The sequence below is a fragment of the Acinetobacter sp. SwsAc6 genome, assembly GCF_013391565.1.
Classification (GTDB): domain Bacteria; phylum Pseudomonadota; class Gammaproteobacteria; order Pseudomonadales; family Moraxellaceae; genus Acinetobacter; species Acinetobacter cumulans.
In genome coordinates this window covers 20,392-39,401 of the sequence record NZ_JACAXE010000025.1, presented here as the reverse complement: position 1 = coordinate 39,401, position 19,010 = coordinate 20,392, and the positions used below count along the sequence as shown (strand labels likewise).

The 19,010-nt window shown below is 39.5% G+C and carries 20 protein-coding genes and 1 pseudogene; 8 read left to right on the top strand and 13 right to left on the bottom strand.

The genetic code is table 11. The annotated features are described in order from the left end of the window. The first annotated feature begins 33 nt into the window (after window positions 1–33). The 7 genes from HYG93_RS14660 (at window position 34) to HYG93_RS14630 (ending at window position 7,098) form a co-directional block, all read left to right on the top strand. The gene (locus HYG93_RS14660; protein ID WP_106985984.1) at window positions 34–843 is read left to right on the top strand and encodes an inner membrane protein YpjD; all 810 of its coding nucleotides are present in this window, start codon (window positions 34–36) and stop codon (window positions 841–843) included. Window positions 844–1,490: 647 nt separating this feature from the next. After that, entirely contained in the window at window positions 1,491–1,907 is a 417-nt protein-coding gene (locus HYG93_RS14655) for a type IV pilin protein (RefSeq protein ID WP_106985985.1), read from the top strand. Window position 1,908: 1 nt separating this feature from the next. Further along, window positions 1,909–2,430: a Tfp pilus assembly protein FimT/FimU gene (locus tag HYG93_RS14650; RefSeq protein ID WP_106985986.1), complete on the top strand. Its 522-nt coding sequence runs from the start codon at window positions 1,909–1,911 to the stop codon at window positions 2,428–2,430. Then, window positions 2,399–2,812, top strand: coding sequence for a type II secretion system protein J (locus HYG93_RS14645; RefSeq protein WP_106985987.1), 414 nt, complete (start codon window positions 2,399–2,401; stop codon window positions 2,810–2,812). Before HYG93_RS14650 ends, HYG93_RS14645 begins: the two co-directional genes overlap by 32 nt. A 3-nt stretch (window positions 2,813–2,815) precedes the next feature. Further along, on the top strand, window positions 2,816–3,448 hold the full coding sequence (locus HYG93_RS14640; protein WP_120364823.1) for a PilW family protein: 633 nt from the start codon (window positions 2,816–2,818) through the stop codon (window positions 3,446–3,448). A 17-nt stretch (window positions 3,449–3,465) separates the two neighbouring features. Continuing rightward, on the top strand, window positions 3,466–5,964 hold the full coding sequence (locus HYG93_RS14635; RefSeq protein ID WP_106985989.1) for a hypothetical protein: 2,499 nt from the start codon (window positions 3,466–3,468) through the stop codon (window positions 5,962–5,964). Between the two features lie 201 nt (window positions 5,965–6,165). Further along, window positions 6,166–7,098, top strand: a complete 933-nt coding sequence (locus HYG93_RS14630) for a tRNA-dihydrouridine synthase (RefSeq protein WP_178962583.1) — start codon at window positions 6,166–6,168, stop codon at window positions 7,096–7,098. 50 nt (window positions 7,099–7,148) lie between these two features. Here HYG93_RS14630 and HYG93_RS14625 read toward each other — a convergent pair whose 3' ends face one another. From HYG93_RS14625 to rpe, 9 genes and pseudogenes are all read right to left on the bottom strand, one after another. Next, window positions 7,149–7,514, bottom strand: coding sequence for an SseB family protein (locus HYG93_RS14625; RefSeq protein WP_120364824.1), 366 nt, complete (start codon window positions 7,512–7,514; stop codon window positions 7,149–7,151). Between the two features lie 69 nt (window positions 7,515–7,583). Beyond that, window positions 7,584–8,291, bottom strand: a complete 708-nt coding sequence (locus tag HYG93_RS14620; RefSeq protein ID WP_178962582.1) for a nuclease-related domain-containing protein — start codon at window positions 8,289–8,291, stop codon at window positions 7,584–7,586. A 137-nt stretch (window positions 8,292–8,428) separates the two neighbouring features. Beyond that, window positions 8,429–8,746, bottom strand: a complete 318-nt coding sequence (sugE, locus tag HYG93_RS14615; protein WP_120366055.1) for a quaternary ammonium compound efflux SMR transporter SugE — start codon at window positions 8,744–8,746, stop codon at window positions 8,429–8,431. Window positions 8,747–8,833: 87 nt separating this feature from the next. Continuing rightward, window positions 8,834–9,159, bottom strand: a pseudogene (locus HYG93_RS14610) (multidrug efflux SMR transporter). A 236-nt stretch (window positions 9,160–9,395) separates the two neighbouring features. Next, on the bottom strand, window positions 9,396–10,385 hold the full coding sequence (locus tag HYG93_RS14605; protein WP_120366054.1) for a copper resistance protein B: 990 nt from the start codon (window positions 10,383–10,385) through the stop codon (window positions 9,396–9,398). Continuing rightward, window positions 10,372–10,716, bottom strand: a complete 345-nt coding sequence (locus HYG93_RS14600; protein WP_106985995.1) for a hypothetical protein — start codon at window positions 10,714–10,716, stop codon at window positions 10,372–10,374. Before HYG93_RS14600 ends, HYG93_RS14605 begins: the two co-directional genes overlap by 14 nt. After that, a complete protein-coding gene (locus HYG93_RS14595) occupies window positions 10,703–12,670 on the bottom strand; it encodes a multicopper oxidase domain-containing protein (RefSeq protein ID WP_178962581.1) in 1,968 nt (655 codons plus the stop codon). Before HYG93_RS14595 ends, HYG93_RS14600 begins: the two co-directional genes overlap by 14 nt. 45 nt (window positions 12,671–12,715) lie before the next feature. Next, a complete protein-coding gene (locus tag HYG93_RS14590; protein ID WP_178962580.1) occupies window positions 12,716–13,279 on the bottom strand; it encodes a hypothetical protein in 564 nt (187 codons plus the stop codon). 407 nt (window positions 13,280–13,686) lie between these two features. Beyond that, entirely contained in the window at window positions 13,687–14,373 is a 687-nt protein-coding gene (gene rpe / locus HYG93_RS14585) for a ribulose-phosphate 3-epimerase (protein ID WP_106985998.1), read from the bottom strand. Window positions 14,374–14,562: 189 nt separating this feature from the next. On the opposite strand from rpe, the gene HYG93_RS14580 reads away from it, so the two are divergent. Then, window positions 14,563–14,883 (top strand): DUF2218 domain-containing protein, encoded by a 321-nt coding sequence (locus HYG93_RS14580; protein WP_178962579.1) that lies wholly within the window; start codon window positions 14,563–14,565, stop codon window positions 14,881–14,883. Window positions 14,884–14,976: 93 nt separating this feature from the next. On the opposite strand, the gene fghA is transcribed toward HYG93_RS14580, so the two are convergent. From fghA to HYG93_RS14560, 4 genes are all read right to left on the bottom strand, one after another. Continuing rightward, window positions 14,977–15,813 (bottom strand): S-formylglutathione hydrolase, encoded by an 837-nt coding sequence (gene fghA / locus HYG93_RS14575; protein WP_106986000.1) that lies wholly within the window; start codon window positions 15,811–15,813, stop codon window positions 14,977–14,979. A gap of 30 nt (window positions 15,814–15,843) precedes the next feature. Further along, on the bottom strand, window positions 15,844–17,247 hold the full coding sequence (locus tag HYG93_RS14570) for a C13 family peptidase (protein WP_106986001.1): 1,404 nt from the start codon (window positions 17,245–17,247) through the stop codon (window positions 15,844–15,846). A 116-nt stretch (window positions 17,248–17,363) separates the two neighbouring features. After that, window positions 17,364–18,191 carry a class I SAM-dependent methyltransferase gene (locus tag HYG93_RS14565; protein ID WP_106986002.1) on the bottom strand — a complete coding sequence of 276 codons (828 nt, stop codon included), beginning with the start codon at window positions 18,189–18,191 and terminating at the stop codon, window positions 17,364–17,366. Beyond that, entirely contained in the window at window positions 18,185–19,009 is an 825-nt protein-coding gene (locus tag HYG93_RS14560) for an undecaprenyl-diphosphate phosphatase (protein ID WP_106986003.1), read from the bottom strand. The genes HYG93_RS14565 and HYG93_RS14560 overlap by 7 nt, the downstream gene beginning before the upstream one ends. Window position 19,010 lies beyond the last annotated feature (1 nt).

Below are 19,010 nucleotides of genomic sequence, written 5' to 3'. Positions count from 1 at the left end.
AATGAATATTAATCATCCTGAAAAAGGTTTGACATGATCAGTCTCCCCTTGGTTTATACGATCTTAGCATTAATCGCCTATACCACCTCTTTTTGGTATTTGTTCATACACTTAATGTCTAAACGTAGCCCAAACCATTGGTTTATTGGCCTTATTTTAGGTTTAGGTCTTCTTTTACATGCAGGTGTTCTATTCAATGACATGCTGACCCCGGCTGGTATTAACTATAATGTTTTCAACATTTTGTCTTTTACCTCTGGGTTAATGTTACTACTGAGTCTTTTATTTAGTACCTACCGCCCAGTTCTTGCGCTCAGCCTCATTGGAATACCTGTAGCAGCAACAGGACTTATTTTCGGTTTTGCCTTTAGTAAACATGATCTGCTCATTAATCAAAACTCCCTAGGCTTAGACATTCATATCATTTTGTCACTTTCAGCCTATGCAATTTTATTAATGGCAACTATTCATGCCGTATTGCTTTGGTTTCAAGACCGCGAACTCAAAAACAAACAAAAACGCCGTGTATGGGTCAGTCTATTACCGTCATTTCAAGCCATGGAATCTCTGCTTTTTGACATGCTTATTGCTGGCTTTATATTGCTAACCCTCGCTCTTGGTTTTGGCTTTTTTACGATTGATAATTTCTTTGGCCAGCATCTTGCCCATAAAACTGCCTTTAGTATCGTTTCATGGTTTGTCTATGGTTCACTTTTAATTGGCCATTATCAATTTGGCTGGCGTGGACAAAAAGCCATTCGCTTTACAATCATCGGCTTTTTTCTACTTGCTATCGGCTTCATTGGATCTAAAATCGTTTTAGAAATGATTTTAGGCCGTTAATGCGTTACAAACTGTAAAAGATAATTTTCCAGTATTTTAATTGCTGATCTGAGTCTATATTTAATCTATTTAAAAAAGAGTATATGCAAATATGCTCTTTTTTTATCGTTTATAAATTATAATCACACCCTGTAAAATGATAAATAAATCAACAAAAACCCACAAACCGAGACTTACACAATAAATTAATCCCGAAGCCTATTTCTCAGTGAAAAAATTAATCTCAAATTGATTGGCATAATCAACCAAAAAGTAAATTATATTGTTTAATTAAATTTAAAAATAAAATCTATTTAAAATTAAAAGTAAAATATTTATACCCGCACACACAAATACACAGAAAAAATCTATAAATCTAAATATTTAACGACAATATTCACATTCTATGGATTTTAAAAACAATATTTATTGTTATATTTCAAATACAAATAAAATTTAAACCAATACAAATACAACAAAATAAACTTGAATATTACACTAAAATACAAAAACATAGTTACAAATACTTACATAACTTTAAATTACTTTACTTTATCGTTGCATTTTTGAGATGTATTTCTCACTATTGTGCAAATAGTGTTTCATGATTAAACTAAAAACATTCTCAATATAGACAAGTAAAAATTAATTACCGTGATGAGGTAAATATGAATAAGAACGGATTTACTTTAATAGAATTAATTATTGCGGTGGTAATTATTGCAATATTGGCATCCATTGCTATTCCAAGCTATCAAAACTACATCACTCGTTCAAAAATTAAAGAAGCGCAATCAAATCTCATCGCATTATCACTTTCTGCAGAGAATAATTATCAACGTACACTTAATTATCCTACGGCTTCACTAACAACCAGCAGTGCTTTAGTAGCAAACACAGTATTTAAAAGTTGGGCACCATCTTCAAATGCATTTGAATATAAATATGTATCTACAGATGGTTCAACATACACACTCACTGCAACGGGCAATGAAACGAAAGTTTCTGGCTGTACTCTCACTCTAAATAACCAGAGTGTAAAAACAATCTCTGGTTGCGGCTCAGTCACTGAATGGATGAAATGATATGAAAATACAACATCCGACTGCACAAACAGGTTTCACGCTCATTGAGCTGATGATCACAATTGGACTTTTTTCCATTTTGTTAATGCTTGGTTCTTCACTTACGCGTACTTGGGTTGACCGTAGCCAAGTCAATAGTGCACTCACAACCTTTAAAACTGCTGTGACGCAAGCAAAAGCCTCTGCACTACGCAATAGCAATAATCAATTAATGAGTAATTCATCCGTCAGTGTTTGCTTAGATAGCACAACCAATACATTAAATATTATACGTACCGCGTTCAACTCGACTGATGTATGTGATGTTCCTTCCAGCCCATCAGCAAGCAGTAATACCCTTTTACGTACATTTCCACTTTCTAAAGATATTTTTATTAAACAGGGTACATATAACTTTCAGTGTATGTCTTTTAATTCGGCTGGTGTACTCATACTTGTTTCAGGTAGTGGGTGCTCAAGTGACCTAGCAACAGCATTTAAGGTAGGAAAAAATGATGAAACAGCTGACATCTATATCTTATAAAGAGCAAGGCTTTACCTTACTCGAAGCCTTAGTTGGTCTTATGCTTTTTTCTATCGTCATTCTTGGTAGTGGCGCTGCAATCAGCAAAATGCTCACTACTCAAAAAGACCTAAATACTAATTTTATTATTATTAATATGATGCAATCTAAATTGCAAAATGCACTAAACAATACAGACACAGGTAGCGTTTGCAATGCTGTAAACAAAGACAGTTTTGTTTTAGCCAGCAAAACCTACTATACAGCATGTGCAATTGAAAAAATAAATATGGGTACAACAGAGACACAGTGGCCTGTACTTGCTGTAAGCACAACTCTTGCTGAAGCTCAAACATGTGCAAATGGAACGGCAAGTGATAACTGCTATATGGTAGGGAGATAAATCATGCTTAGAAATGGTTTTACGATTATCGAACTACTTGTTGGAATAGTAATTGCCATGCTGTGTATGGTCACCATGCTCATGCTATTTAAACAACTGACTCAAGTGAGTGTAAGTTCAACACAAGATGCTGAATACGATGCACAGTTACAATCTGGTATGTTAACTATTCAAAAATATGTCCAGAATGCTGGCTTCGGCTCTGGTCAACAATCAGATATTGCTTCAGGTACATATTCAGGTAATCCAGCAATTTTCTGGCGTTCAGTAAAAGAACTTAATGCGACACCCCTTTCCTATGAATGTAAAGGAATTGGCGAGGTAGTTACAACAGAAGATGGACAAAAAATCCACCGCCTTGTCCTTTTGAAAAAAACAGCATGTGGCACGACAGAAGCTATTACAGCTGGAACTTGGGAAAAAGACCAACCTATTATCGCCATAAAAAATAGTACAGCTACACCAATATATCAATATGCAATTACATCGGGCAGCGGATGCTCCCCATTTGGTATTGAAAAAGCGTCTGGTTCTGGACTTAAGCAAATTACACTTACTGCAACTCGTCAGTATATGACTGGAGTTGGCCAAAATATTCAAAATGTAATCTGTTTAAACAATATAACTTCAACTTAGAAAGTGAGGGATGAGCAATGCATACTTTTAAAAAACAGCAAGGCATGGCAACCGTACTTCTTGTATTGCTCATCGGCATCACAGTTATGCTGATTACAGCATCTGTTGCTAAAACACTAGTAACCAATCGCGAAGCAGGCGTATCTGCTCACGCACAAACCAATGCGCAATTGATGGGCTGGGCTGGTGTAAGTGCATTTAAAGAATATTTATTAAATCAGGGCAAAATCAACGCAACCAACATTCCAGCATTAAATGGGCGAAGTATTACCTTAAGATCTGATACAAATAAAAAAGAAATTATCGCCAAGAATATTCATGTTTCAGGCTGTACCACTGAAGGCGCTACATGTATAGTCACAGCAAATATCAGCTCCAATAATCTGAGTTCTCAAGCAGCAACGACCATTGAAGTAATCTATAACTTAACACTAACCAATGGTACTGTTTCTGTCACCAGCGAAAATAGTGCTATTAACTTCGGTGGCAACACCGTATTTACAGGTGCAACATTAATAGAGTCTGAATCACCAAATGCAAAAGTGACACTTAATGTTGAAGGAAATCTTGCACTTAATCTATTATTTAAAACTAAAAATATCTCTGAATTAAATATCAATGCAACTGGAGATGTTTACATTGACTGTGGCGCTCAAAACTGCGGTGATGCCATTATTAATGTGACATCTAAAGGTAAAGTAACATTATTAACAGGCGATAATTTTGGCGATATCAAAGCGCTTGGCACTGTAACACTATATACAAGTGCAACAGCTAAAAATATTCAATCAATCGGCAATGTAGAGCTTAGTGGCTGGTCTAAAGCAGATAATATTGAAACCATGGGTAATGTCACAGTCAGTGCATCGACAGTAAAAGATATTAAAGCTAATGGATGGGTGAGCCTAAATACAGGAGCTACAGCTGGAAAAATTGAATCCAACAAAGATGTTTCATTATGGACTGGTAGTCGATCTCAAGATATTTTTGCCAAAGGTGAAGTTGAAGTACATACTGATACTACAGCAGGTAATATTAAAGCCGGTGGTAAAGTTACAGTAACTGGTGTTAATGCTCGTGCTAAAAATATAGCAACATTAGGCGCTGTAGAACTCTGGCTTGGCGGTAAAACTGATGACATTACTGCAAAAGGCAATGTTGAAGTACATACTGGTAGCACAGCTGGTAATATTAAATCTGCAGGAAAAGTTCAAGTGATTGGTATTGGAGCAAGTGCAAAAGATATTTACGTTGTTGGTACAGATATCGATGTCTCTTTGTTTGCTACATCCGACTCTACTTATAAGAGACAGTCCCAACTCTCTGCAGATTTTAATGCAATGACAGCTCCAACGGTGACCATTAATGAACAGGGTATACGACAAGGTATTAGTGACAGCACAGCATTTGAAACTAAAGTTGATGTGACTGCTTATAAGCAAGATGCAAACTATATATTCACCAAAAATGGAAAATTCGATCGTGTTTACCTTAACCAGTTAAAAAACAAAACTAATACACAAACATATATTTATGAAAATAATAGTCAATATGTTTTAAATGCTGATGGAACTAAGAAATCTATTAATTTAGAAGGCTTTTCAATTGGTGATTATACATTTGATGGAAAAACTTATACTGGGGCAATTTGTCTTGATGTAACAAATGGAAAATGTACAAGTGAAATCATTGGTTACCTACCTCGTATTAGTATTGGTAAAACCCTCGGATTTGATGATGATTATGGCTATGGTGTAATTTTAAATAGATGGCGTGTACGTTCGATTATGAACCCATCTTCACTGGATAATGCCACACTCGCACCTGGGATCATGTATTTTGAAGGTACTCTAGAGTTCGCTGGCGCGGCCAACTGGCAAGCTGACAGCTTAAGTAATGCATATACCAACAGTTTCTTAGCAGAAGGTGAAATCTGGTCTATCGCCTTCTCTCCGCGTATCTATGCTCCTTATGAGGTGATACGTGAAGGTGCAGAAAAAGTTGGCTTGATTTGTAATCGCCGTTTAAAAACAGTCAATAATACAGATCTTTCCATTACGGCGACAACACCATCAACATTGTCTGAACGCTATTTAGTGCCGGTTAATCTATGTAAAAATGACAGTGAGTTTTTGCTAAATATGGACAAAAACCCTGATCAGACCAATAAAAAGGTCACTATCGACGGTAAGTCAATTGATAAATTGGACCTAGGCCGCGTAGCACTAATGGCAAATGATCAAATTCATATTGGCGCATGTACCCGTATTTATGGTGATGTTCTTAGCCGTAAAGGTGTAACTACTTCTGCAGCCTGTGGTATTACAAATAATACCAATGCTATTACTGGAAATATTGGAACCCAAGGTGTAGATGGTGGTCTTATTGCAAACCATATATTAGGCGGTACAAAGATTACTGTCCCATCTAAAAATGGTGATGGATCAGGTACGCCAAATACAGGTAATGGCTTAAAAGCATCAAGCTCAAAAGTGCAGTGGTCTAGGTACCTATAAAACTAACATCCAGCCAGCTCAACAGCATTGTTGAGCTGGCTTTTTTATCTTCAAATTCACAACCTCACTCAAAATTTCGGATAAAAAATTTAGCTCAAAGCAAAAAGCTGTATCTTATAATTTTAAAAATTATCACCGCTGGACATCAGACCTAAAAAACCGTATAACAGCCTTCGATTTTCAACACATAGGCAGGTCACATTGAAACTTGTTCTTGCGCCCATGGAAGGCTTAACAGATCCCATTATGCGTGATGTACTCACATCCGTCGGAAGCTTTGACTGGTGTGTAACTGAGTTCATTCGTGTGACGGATTCCGTATTGCCTGACCATGTCTATCACAGCTATTGCCCTGAACTCTTAACCGAAGGTAAAACGGCTGCTGGCACACCCGTGCATGTACAATTTTTAGGTAACAATCCCGACATGCTCGCAGCCAATGCTGTCCGAGCAGTTGAGCTTGGTGCACCAGCGATCGACATGAACTTTGGTTGCCCTGCTAAAACAGTGAATCGACACCGTGGTGGCTCTGTATTACTGGATGAACCAGAAGTCGTGCATGAACTGGTCAAAGCCGTTCGTGATGCTGTGCCAGCCCATATTCCTGTTTCTGCCAAAATGCGTCTTGGTTATCTCGACCGTAACTTTACCTTAGAAAATGCGCATGCTATTGAAGATGCAGGTGCTTCATGGGTCACTGTTCATGCACGTACCAAAGCAGATGGCTATACCCCGCCTGCATTTTGGGATTTACTGCAACCTATTCGTGAAAGCTTAAAAATTAATGTGATTGCCAATGGCGAAATTTGGACCAATGCAGACGCTAAACAGTGTCAGCGAGAGTCTGGCTGTGAAGATTTGATGATTGGACGCGCAGCCGTGACGACACCAGATATTACCCAATGTATCCGTAAAAACACTGACGAAGCACTCATTACATGGGAAGAACTGATTCAGCTCCAAATCCGTTTTTTGAGTGGCCCCTATAAGAAAGAAATCAATATGGTGGGACGCTATAAACAATGGCTTGGCATGATGTCCAAACATTATCCTGAAGCCAAAGTGCTTTGGGATGACGTTAAAAAAGTTAAACCACTTATCGATATTGTGCAAAAGCTACAACAGCACCAATAATCAAAAGCCCTTCAAATGAAGGGCTTTATTGGCGTTGAGCTACCCATCTTTTACAGCGCCACATGCATTGTTTGTAGTAAAAAATCGATTTCCTGAGGTGAAAACTCTTTCGACACGTCTGAAGTCGGATTCAGAACTAAAATTGCTCCCTGTGTCATTTCAAATAATTTTCGTGTCGGCAAATGAATAAAAGGTTCATCCCCTAAATCCGTATAAATGGTGTCTGCGTCTAAAAAGAAAGGGATCGCTTGTTCCCCATGCTCTGTTTCCAACATGCGAAATTGAATGCGTCCATTAGTTTGCTCAGTACCAAGCGCATAAATATCTGCCATTAATAATTGCTGTAAAAATTGTGGCGTTAATTCAGGGTCTTCTGATGCTTGTAAAAATAAATTTGCTAAATGAGATGTGGTCATTTGTTGTATTTTTCTGTGTGTTGTTATTGCCTCGCATCATAACAAAAGAACCTCAGATCACAAAACGTGTTATACGCTGTAATTCCCCCAATAAACATTCACTTGAGCGAACTCTCTATCCATATCCGCTTTGGCCTGTTGTAAATTTTTGACATGTTGACGTTGTGTTTTCCAAGATTTTTCTAAAATTTCCTGTTCTAAGCGTCGCTGAATACGTTTAAGTTTCATGGCTGATATACAGGGTTCTTTAAAGGTTTTTACATAATCTATCCAAGTTGCACCGCGAAATACATTGTCAGGCATGGTGGTTTTAAACTCACAATCCGGCATAAAAACCACAATAGAATGAATCAAATGGGGCTCTAAAATATCGGATAAAATCTGTTCCAAAACCTTTTGATGCTTATAATTCTGGTGCAATGAATTTTGAAATTTATAGCTGTTTTTATAAATCTTTTGTGTCCACATTTTTTGACGTTCGCTACCAAAAAGCCAGCCTTTGTAGTTTTTAGTTTCCACCACAAAAATGCCGTGAGGACTTAATAAAATATGATCTATTTGTGTGGTCTGATTTTGTGCATCTGGCAAGGTACAATCATTTAATAAAGTATATTGCTCTTTGTCCAAATACAGTTTGACATGCGTACTGACTGCAAACTCGCCGAATTTCCCTTTTAAAATAGGCTTAAATACCTTGAATGCAGCTGCAATAAAAATAAGTAGAATCACCCACCACATTTGGGCGAATAGGGGCATCAGCATTTGTGTAATATTCATTTAGATGAATTGAGTATGATTTATTTAAAGACATCATACTCATCTAAAGTATTATTTTATAAATTATTTTTTAAAAAAATTAAAAAAATATGGACACTATGTATTCAAATTTAAGATCATATAGTGAGTTGTTTGCTTTAAGCTGACGAAAGCTTCATTAATACCAAACCTGAAATAATCAGTACCGCTGCCAACATTCGCATGGCTGAGGCTGGCTCACCTAAAAACAGAATGCCCACAGCAAATGAGCCCACCGCACCAATACCTGTCCAAACGGTATAGGCCGTACCTAAGGGCAAAGATTTCATAGAATAAGACAGTAGCGCAAAGCTCGCTATCATAAAAATGATGGTCAATATGCTGGGTGTAAGCTTAGTAAATCCATCGGACACTTTCATACAATAAGCCCAAACCACTTCCAACACGCCCGCTACAATTAATAAAACCCAAGCCATACTACCCTTGCCCTGTTGAAAAATTAAAACTAAAAAATCGACACAAAAAAGTGCCAGCTCGATTTGAGATGACACTTAGAATAAATATTAAGAGGATGAAATCTTCATCAGCACTAAGCCAGAAATAATCAGTACAGCTGCCAACATTCGCATAGCCGTTGCTGGCTCACCTAGTACAAAAATACCTACGGCAAATGAGCCAATGGCACCAATGCCAGTCCAAATGGTATAGGCGGTTCCCAAAGGCAAAGTTCGCATGGCATAGGCCAATAAGCCAATAAGCCAAAACTTAAAACCATGAAAACTAATGTAATAATGCTGGGACTCAGTTTTGTAAAACCTTCGGACATTTTCATTGTATATGCCCAAATAATTTCAAAAACACCTGCAAAAACGAGAACTATCCAAGCCACGATGCCTGCTCCTTCTATAGAGTCAGGTCGTCCTGACGATTTTTCTCATAGTTACATTAGGTAAAAATGAGGGAGGTCGTTCCTCCTTCTAATGGTGCAATCATAACTTTTATTGAATCATTTTAGAGCATTTTTTACATTTTATGACCTAAAATAAACCTACAAAAAGTAGGCCTTTGAATTGATCTCTTCAAAGGCCTATGCAGATTTAAGTCGAGTAGTCGTCGGTCAAATTCTTAAAATTTGAAGCGAATACCGGCTCCATACGACCATGCTTGATCGGTTGGCTCTTTCGACTGCCATAAGTTTTCAGTATGGCCTTGGCTATATTCATAGGCAATGTCGACATAAGGCATCACCTTTTTACTGATTTCATAACGTGCTTCTAAGCCTGCTGTTGCACGACTTAAGCCCGTTTTTTGCGCATATTTAGATTCATCACTCAAGACAATGCTTAAATCTAAATAGGGCTTTAAAATGAGCTTTTGGCTTAAAAGCAAATCACGCTCAGTTTCTAAACTCAATGCGACATATTGGTCTGCGCCCATGTATAAATAAGCATTGGTTTCAAAGAAATACGGCGCCAGCCCATGTAGACCCATAACCGCATCTAGTTGTTCTTCCGTGTCCGCATACTGTGCATTCAGTTGCACCTTTTCAGCGCGGTACTGCACACCGACTTGGGCATCCCAAAAATCTGAGATCATGCGGCTATACAACAGCTTTGCCTCTAAACTTAGCTCTTCCGATTCAGGTCGATCCGCATGAAGTTTAAAAAACACCTTATTTTCATCGGTCCCAATTCGGCTTTCTAGCTCTGTTTTCCATATCCCCTGATCATCATTATTCATGCGCCATTGGCTATCAATGGTTGTTACTGCATAGACTTGAGCACCATGTTCTTTACGGTGATCGTGGCCTTCGTGTGGCACTTGTTCAGCGCTATGTTGCAATGAATCTAACATAGCGTGCTGATGTGACATTTGAGCAGGCTGTTGAGAATGTTCTGGCATTGCCATGTCAGCGCTCGTAGCTGTGTTTGGTTCAGATGCAGATGGAGACTCCATATCCATCATCTCGTGATGCGAATGCGGATGATCCGACATCATTGGCATTGTTACTTGAGCAGACGACTTCGCCTGACTAAACCCACTGGTCAGGACTAAAGTAGTCGCAAGTACTGACTGTGCAAGCACAGAGAAAGAAATATCATTAATGGTGCGCATGCGTTTTTTCTCCCTCTGTTAGATGCTTTGAACTACTTTTAGATTGTGGTTGTTGATCTTTCTGTACCAATTGAGCTTCGCTAGGCTGAGATTGATGTTCAGCAACATCGTGCTGTGCATGTGACATCTGTGGGTGCATCATGTCTGCCTGTGACATTGAATGCATAGCCATGTCCTGATGCATCATGTGACTATGATCCATGGACATTGAAGCCACTTCAGATGGTTCTTTTTTGGACTGTGTTTGTGTCTGAGCCATTGCAACACCACTGCTCAAAGCCATGAGTAATACGCCAGCAAAGTGTAAGAAACGCGAATTAATGGTGTGCATGTGCATCTCCTTGAGCTGGTGTTGTTGTGGTTTGAGTGGCGTGTGGTGAAGTCGATACGTCTGCATCACTGACATTCGCAACGATCAATTTACTCATCATCCCTGCACTCATGTGATATAGCAGATGGCAGTGAATCGCCCACTCTCCCAACTCATCCGCAGTCAGCAATGCTGTGACTGTTTGAGCAGGTGGCACAATAATCGTATGCTTATTCGGCATATCTGAGGCAGATTGGCCATTTTCCAATTGCATAAACATGCCATGTAAATGCATTGGATGCGCCATCATGCTGTCATTGACAAATTTAATGCGAATACGCTCGCCATATTTCACTTTTAAAGGTTCAGCATCACTAAACTTTTTACCGTTAATAGTCCAAATATAGCGCTCCATCATGCCTCCAAGATGGATCACCAATTCACTGCTTGCTTCACGGGTATCCGTCTGCGGATTTAATGCTTTGAGGTCACTGTACTGTAGTGCCTTGTCCCCTTTTGGTGTAGAGGCATTTGCCCATCCATATACAGGTGCTGTGCTTGACGCTGTTTCAGACGAAGCATGCTTCATGTATGAATGATCCATTTCAGACATCGCTTCATGGTTCATTTTGGAATGATCCATTTCAGACATCGCTTCATAGTTCATTTTGGAATGGTCCATTTCAGACATTGCTTCGTGGTTCATTTTGGAATGATCCATTGCAGACATCGCTTCATGGTTCATTTTGGAATGATCCATTGCAGACATCGCATCATGGTTCATTTTTGAATGGTCCATTTCAGACATCGCTTCATGGTTCATTTTGGAATGATCCATTTCAGGCATCGCATCATGGTTCATTTTGGAATGATCCATCGTGTTATGATCTGTAGAAGACCCATGTCCCATGTCGGCCATACTGAGTAAGGCACGTGGGCGCGCTCGCGGTCGTTGTATGCCCTGCATCAGAGGGCTCAACTCATTATGCAATGTTCCTACTGCAAAGCCTGAACGGTCAATCGACTCTGCTTCTATTTGATAATGTGCCGCCTTAGGCTGCACAATCACATCATAAGTTTCTGCCGCCCCAATACGGAATTCGTCTACATTTACTGGTTTCACAGCTTGACCATCAGCACTCACCACGGTCATGCTTAAATTGGGTATACGTACATCAAAAAATGACATGGCTGAAGCATTAATAAAGCGTAACCGAACTTTCTCATTCGGCTTAAACACGCCCGTCCAGTTTTGCTGAGCTGTCTTTCCATTGACCAAAAAGGTATAGCCCGTAACATCAGACAAATCTGTTTTGAGCATACGCATCTGATTCCACATTTTGCGATCAGACCATGTCGCTTTTAGACCATCTCGTTTAACTTGCTTCCAAACGTCGGGCAGTGTTTCACGCTGATTTTGATAATATTCCGCTGAAATTTTTAGGTTTTTTTGTAATTCTGCGCTGGTTTTTTCATGAAAATCAGACAACATGACCACATAATCGCGCTCTGCTTGTTCATGACTAGCCAAAGGCTTTTTGCCTTTTGGATAAATCACCAAAGGTCCATACAAACCATCTTGCTCTTGCCCCTTAGAATGGGCGTGATACCAATAGGTACCACTTTGGCGGACTTTAAATTTGTAGACAAATTCTTGATTGGGACGAATTCCAGCAAAGCCATTAAACCCAGGAACACCATCCATCAGTCCAGGCAGTAAAAGCCCATGCCAATGAATTGAAGAATCCTGTGTTTTTAAATGATTTTTTACCCGAATGACCGCCTCATCACCCTCTTCAAATTCGAGTTGAGGTGCAGGAAACTGGCCATTGACCGTAATGCGTTTGACAGGCTTACCTGTCACATTAATCAACTGTTCATCAATATTGAGTTGATATTCTTTGACCGCAGCGAACGCCCCTGCGGAGATGCTGAGGCAAGACCCAAGCACAAGGTATTTAAATACTGTAGACATAACTTAACCTTTGTTTAAATTGCGAAAATGCGTTTTAAATTCAGATTAAGCTTTGGGAGGACGTAAAATTTCTTGCCAATAGCCCTGTAAATGCTGTGCAGCATAAGGACTAACGAGCGCAGATTTAAATTCCACTGAGCGTGGTTCTATCCATTCATTCGGCGTTAATTCCACTGCAACCAACATCATTTGGCAATGCCACTGCGCACAAACTTGGCAGCCATCTTTATGTTTAAGCGTGGTATTCGATAAATCACAATGCGCCAATGGCATTGCTTTAGTGGTATCAGAATGAGAGGACGGATTCGATTGCTGATGGCAGTCCGACATTAACATGGTCGATGCGCCATGCTCAGGCAAATGCTTCGTAGCCAATTGCACCTCATGTACAGAATGCGAAGAGCTATGATCGACGCTGACTGAAGTTGTTTCAGCGTCAACATGTGCCTGAGTTTTTTCTGCATGAAGCGTACTGGTATTAACACTCAGGTTTTGCATCGACATAAAATATTGCATTGGGATTTGCATTGCAGACACGGCACTGCTCCAGCTGATGACAAAAGCCATCAACATGACAAATACACGATGTCGATACAAAAAATGAAGCACCTTGCTCATCCCCAATGACGAATAAAGCTTATGTCTATACAAAGTTTTATTTCAATTTACATCATTCTATCCCGAATAATGCACATAAAGCAAAATCTGTTCTTTATGAGTTATACACAGTTTTTTAAATTTAATTTAACCATTTCAATTTCGTAAAATTCAGACGCATTAAAACAATAAAGTTATTTTTTAAACAAAAGATTAATAAAAGCCCATATTCTTAAAGACTTCAAGCATATAAAAAGGACTCTATTGAGTCCTTTTTATACATTTTTCGTCTAATTACTAAACTATTGAGCTTAAAATGCTTATTAATTAAACGATTTATCCACCCAGTTATCCACCTAGTTATCTACACAGATATCCATAAAGTTATCCACAGTTTACTGTGTATTAAGTGGAAAAACTTATACTTGTACTGAACCGACTTGTGCCAACTCTGCACGCATTTCATCAATCACAGCTTTATAATCTGGCTTACCAAAAATAGCAGAACCCGCTACAAACATATCCGCACCAGCTTCAGCAATGTCACGAATATTTGCTGGTGTAACTCCACCGTCAACTTCTAAACGAATATCACGGCCAGATGCATCAATAATTTTGCGTGCTTGGCGTAATTTTTCCAAAGTCATTGGAATGAATTTTTGACCACCAAAGCCTGGGTTCACACTCATCAAAAGAACTTGGTCAACTTTGTCCAGCACATAATCTAGATAATGCAATGGTGTTGCAGGGTTAAATACTAAGCCAGCTTTTGCACCACCAGACTTAATTAACTGTAAAGAACGGTCAATATGATCGCTGGCTTCTGGGTGAAAAGTAATAATGTCCGCACCAGCTTCTAAGAAATCACCAATCATACGATCTACTGGCGACACCATTAAATGCACGTCGATTGGTGCTTTAATGCCATAGTTTTTCAGTGCTTTACATACACCAGCACCAAACGTAAGGTTAGGTACATAGTGATTATCCATCACATCAAAATGAACAACATCTGCACCTGCAGCAAGTACATTTTCAACTTCCTCACCTAAGCGAGCAAAGTCTGCAGATAAAATAGAAGGCGCAATTAAAAATGGCTTGGACATGGAAGAACCTGGCTTATATAAATCTCATTGTGCCTATTATAGCAAAAGCTACACCTGCCTGCTTAGCTACGACCATGCACAGATCGTTGCATAAATAAAACGTTCTGTTGCCAAAATATGCGCATGAAAAATCAAAAAACACCTTATTATAAATGATAATTATTCCTATTTATAAATATTGGAAGCATCATGTCGAATCTCTCACAAACTGCGATTGATACCCTGCAAGCACAGCGTATTGGCAAACGCTTATTTAACCATTGGAAACATAAGTTTGAAGTCACTGAATATCCTACTGGCTTTGAGATTTTGATGCCTCAAGCACGTATTCAGTTACTCTGCAAAGAAACCCACTTGCAGGTCGTTATTCAAGAATTAGACACTTCTGTAGACATGGTCAGATTAGAACAGGTCGTGCTAGACCATCTCATTCGAATGGCACAAGAACCACTGCATGCTGAATGGCAACATAGTAAGGTATCCACACCTCTGAAATTACTTAAGCCCTAATCCCATTCTGTTAAGCACAATCAATGGCGCAAAATAAAAAAGGCAAGGTCGAAAACCTTGCCTTTAGCCTCTTGAATTCAATCAAGCTAAAAATTATGCATTCAATTGCTGTGCATGAAAGCTTAAATGATCATCGATAAAACTTTGAATAAAATAATAACCATGATCATAGCCCGCATGTTCGCGCAAAGTTAAGGCTTGCCCTACCTTTGCACATGCCTGATTAAATAAGGCAGGATTTAACTGACTATAAAACTGATCTTGTAGGCCTTGGTCAATTAAAATCTCATTAAATACAGCACCTTTAGCTTCAATCAGTGCAGTTGCATCATGTGCAAGCCAAGTCGCTTTGTCTGTACCCAAGTAAGCCGAAAATGCTTTTTCTCCCCAAGGACACTGACTCGGTGCACAAATTGGTGCAAATGCAGAGACTGATTTAAATTTCTCAGGATATTTAAGGGCCAAAGTCAAAGCACCATGCCCACCCATACTGTGACCAAAGATGCCTATTTGATTGCGCTCAACTGGAAATTCTTGCGTAATCAAAGCATAAAGCTCATCTGCTACAAAGCTTTCCATTTGAAAATGTGCTGCCCACGGTGCTTGAGTTGCATTAATATAAAATCCAGCGCCCTGACCAATATCCCAATGATCACCCTTTGCAACCTCATCGCCACGTGGTGAGGTATCTGGACTAATTAAAATCATGCCTAATTGCGCAGCCACACGCTGTGCATGTGCTTTAATTGCAAAAGTTTCTTCTGTGCAGGTCAAACCTGCCAAATAAAATAATGCAGGACATGCTTGCCCCGCCAAAGCCTGTGCAGGAAGAAAAATACCAAAACGGCTTGTTGTTTTTAGAGCATTGGATGCAATGCTATAAATTCGCTGCTCACCTTGGAAACATTGATTCGATTGTATAAGGTTCATGTTTCGTCCTTTGTGCTTTAGATTGCAGGATTAAAGCTTTGCTTCGATTTGTTCTTGCTGAGCAGGTGCTGTAGTTACGGGTGGAAATAAGCGTTGCTCTAATTGTGGCAACATAAATTGCATATTTTTACCAATTGACCATTGGGGCTCAGAAGGTTCAAAACCTTGCGCATTTTCCCATTTTGCCACAGTCTCTTTGGCTTGATTAAATGCACCCTGAATTGAATTTTGCTCGCGCATTGCTTGATCAAAGAAAGCACGGCCAAAATAGGTATAATCAGATTCACTCGAACAGCCAAACGACTGACGATCGGCTGCTGAAGCCGTAATAATCAATGTGTTTTCATCTTGCAGTGCTGGTACAAAACTGCCTGAGTAGCACGATGAAATCACAATCACACGCCAACGTATACCTGATGCATCCAAAGTTTCACGCAACCATTTTGGATCAACTTGAGCCAAATCTAAGGGTGCATTTTCCATTTCAAATACATTGGGTAAACCATGTGAAGTCATATATAAAAATAACACATCACTTTCACGGTTCATTTGCTGACCAATACGGCGTAATGCAAGTCCCATACTGGTTTTCGAGGCAATCGGAATTTCTGTACGGGTCGCAGGATGGTTAATTAACTCAACCGAACGCCCAAAAGTACCAAATCGTGTATCAAACTGTTCTTTAATCCGTTCGATTTCATACATAAAAACATCTTGATAACTCGCACCCGCCACACCTAAAAAGTACCAATGCGACTGTGCAAATTCACCATATTGAACGGCGTCTAAGGATTTATTCAGTAAGCGACTTTGTGCATAAAAAGCATCTTCGGCAAATGCAGGCGGTAATTCTTCAACCTTCCAAATGGGCTGGTCTTTCACCGACATTTGCCAAACCACCAAGGTAAATAAGGTCGCGAGCATAATCAGCGCACGCTCCCACCACGGCCATTTCAATTCACGTGAAAATACCCATACCACAGCCAAACTTTGCCATACAAACAGGCCTATAAATAAGGTTGGAATGTAGTCATATAAAATATAAGGCAGGTAGTCTTGATCACCTAGAAATTGGATCAGGCACTGGAACATCATAATGTGTGTATCCAGTACCAGCCACAATAATGCAGGCACGAGCATTAAACGCGGATTGTTGATCCGCTGCGATAAGAAGATCCCAACAATTAAAGCAATAAATGGCCAAAGCGCATAACTAATCAGACCTTGCGGGTTAAATACCCCAGCCTGTCCGTTGCTCAACCAACTAAATAAGCTGTTGGCACAGCCTCCCAAAATTCCCCAAAACACCAATTGCATAATTGATGGGCGTACAATCTGCAGGGAGCGTCTCGAACCGAGAAACAGCCACATACCTGCAGTTTGGTTGCTTTTAAAATCATGCCAAAAGTTAATGGAGGGTTTGAAGTCAATCATAGAAATTCAGAGGCAGCTGTGGCTCGCTAATTTGCTTTGTAAGTTTATGCCTGATATGGTTTTAATCAATGCTATTTTTCAAATATATAGCAAATCTTTGGTGTTTTTTACAGCAATTATGAAACTTTAGTCTCATGCTCTAGCTGGAAATAGGCATCAAAACGACAGGCATCGCCTTGCCATTGATGATTCGGGACTTGATTCGCCAAAAATACAGCCAAACGCGGACGCTTCACCACCACGCGCTTTGCAACTTTTTGTGCCAATGCCAAAAGATTATCACCTAAATCCATCTCACCATCTTCAGGCAAAAGCATGTGCAGTAATTGCATTTGCTTTTTGACTTGCGCTTGCTTTTTAACAGCTTGCTGGTTTTGATCGCGCTGTGGGAACATCGGATCTAAATACACCACATCATACAATTGCTGTGCTGAGGCTTGCTGTTGCAGAAAATCAGCCGAATCAGAAAATACCAAACGAATTCTTTCTGCCGTCGTCTTTAAGAATGGATCCAACAACGCACGTTGCTGTGAATCTTCCAACAAGGTAAATAAAATAGGATGGCGCTCAACCAAAGTGATGTGTGCACCCAAGTGCGCCATTAATAAACTGTCATGCCCTAAACCTGCTGTCGCATCAATCAAACGCTGTTTTTCAGACAGATTACATGCTCGCGCAATCATTTCAGACTTGAGTGAAGCGCGTTTCAAACGTCCAGCTTCTGCTTTCCAATCAGGTTGCATTTTCATGCCATTGGCGCATAACCAAAGACCATCAGCATCTACACATAAAGCTAAATCTGGATGCTGTCTAAAGAATCGCGCATTGAGCTTTTCTGTAAGCTCAATATTTACATCTACACCACGTGAAGAAAGCACAGCAGAGAACTGCTGTGCTTTCACTTCAAACTCGGCTTCTGTGTATAAGCGAATAACGCTTACCATAATTTCCAGCCTGTCATTACGAACAATAAAATTAATAAACCAGAGGCAATTCGGTACCATGCAAAGACCATGAAATCACGTTTTGCAACATAAGCCACCAATACGCGAATCAAAACCAAGGCCGAAATAAATGAAACCAATAGACCTGTAGCTAAAACTGCCCAATCTTCTGTAGTAGTAAACACATGATAGCTTTGATACAAATCTAAAAGACCCGCACCAATAATCACTGGAATACCTAAGAAGAAAGAAAACTCAGTGGCTGCTTTACGTGAAACACCTAAGAACATTGCACCAATAATGGTTGCACCTGAACGCGATGTACCTGGGATTAAGGACAACACTTGAATTAAACCAATATAAATGGCTTCTTTAAAACTAATGTTTTCAACTTCTTGTGCATTTACTTTAGGTGGATGTTTTTCAATCCAAATAATAATAAAACCACCAATGATCAAGCCAATTGCCACAGCAATATCATTAAACAGTAGATCTTTAACGGTTTGTCCAAAAGTTAAGCCCACTAACACAATAGGAATCGAGGCTAAAATCAGACTAAAACCTAAATGGCGCCCTTTGGGTTCACCTGTGAACATACCAGTTGCTGCCCCCCAAAGACGCGACCAATATTCATAGATGACTGCAGCAATTGCCCCCATTTGAATCGCAATGACAAAAACATCGCTTTTCTCTTTGGTCCAAAAATCCATTAATTCAGATGCAAGAATTAAGTGGCCAGTACTGGAAATAGGCAAAAATTCTGTAATACCTTCAACAATACCCATGATTGCCGCTTTGAGCAGCAGTAAAAGATCCATA

Bases quoted from the DNA above. Each gene is read 5' to 3' on its own strand.
- HYG93_RS14660 (WP_106985984.1), top strand. From the start codon at position 34: ATGATCAGTCTCCCCTTGGTTTATACGATCTTAGCATTAATCGCCTAT.
- HYG93_RS14655 (WP_106985985.1), top strand. From the start codon at position 1,491: ATGAATAAGAACGGATTTACTTTAATAGAATTAATTATTGCGGTGGTA.
- HYG93_RS14650 (WP_106985986.1), top strand. From the start codon at position 1,909: ATGAAAATACAACATCCGACTGCACAAACAGGTTTCACGCTCATTGAG.
- HYG93_RS14645 (WP_106985987.1), top strand. From the start codon at position 2,399: ATGATGAAACAGCTGACATCTATATCTTATAAAGAGCAAGGCTTTACC.
- HYG93_RS14640 (WP_120364823.1), top strand. From the start codon at position 2,816: ATGCTTAGAAATGGTTTTACGATTATCGAACTACTTGTTGGAATAGTA.
- HYG93_RS14635 (WP_106985989.1), top strand. From the start codon at position 3,466: ATGCATACTTTTAAAAAACAGCAAGGCATGGCAACCGTACTTCTTGTA.
- HYG93_RS14625 (WP_120364824.1), bottom strand. From the start codon at position 7,514: ATGACCACATCTCATTTAGCAAATTTATTTTTACAAGCATCAGAAGAC.
- HYG93_RS14620 (WP_178962582.1), bottom strand. From the start codon at position 8,291: ATGAATATTACACAAATGCTGATGCCCCTATTCGCCCAAATGTGGTGG.
- sugE (WP_120366055.1), bottom strand. From the start codon at position 8,746: ATGGCTTGGGTTTTATTAATTGTAGCGGGCGTGTTGGAAGTGGTTTGG.
- HYG93_RS14605 (WP_120366054.1), bottom strand. From the start codon at position 10,385: ATGCGCACCATTAATGATATTTCTTTCTCTGTGCTTGCACAGTCAGTA.
- HYG93_RS14600 (WP_106985995.1), bottom strand. From the start codon at position 10,716: ATGCACACCATTAATTCGCGTTTCTTACACTTTGCTGGCGTATTACTC.
- HYG93_RS14595 (WP_178962581.1), bottom strand. From the start codon at position 12,670: ATGTCTACAGTATTTAAATACCTTGTGCTTGGGTCTTGCCTCAGCATC.
- rpe (WP_106985998.1), bottom strand. From the start codon at position 14,373: ATGTCCAAGCCATTTTTAATTGCGCCTTCTATTTTATCTGCAGACTTT.
- HYG93_RS14580 (WP_178962579.1), top strand. From the start codon at position 14,563: ATGTCGAATCTCTCACAAACTGCGATTGATACCCTGCAAGCACAGCGT.
- fghA (WP_106986000.1), bottom strand. From the start codon at position 15,813: ATGAACCTTATACAATCGAATCAATGTTTCCAAGGTGAGCAGCGAATT.
- HYG93_RS14570 (WP_106986001.1), bottom strand. From the start codon at position 17,247: ATGATTGACTTCAAACCCTCCATTAACTTTTGGCATGATTTTAAAAGC.
- HYG93_RS14565 (WP_106986002.1), bottom strand. From the start codon at position 18,191: ATGGTAAGCGTTATTCGCTTATACACAGAAGCCGAGTTTGAAGTGAAA.
- HYG93_RS14560 (WP_106986003.1), bottom strand. From the start codon at position 19,009: ATGGATCTTTTACTGCTGCTCAAAGCGGCAATCATGGGTATTGTTGAA.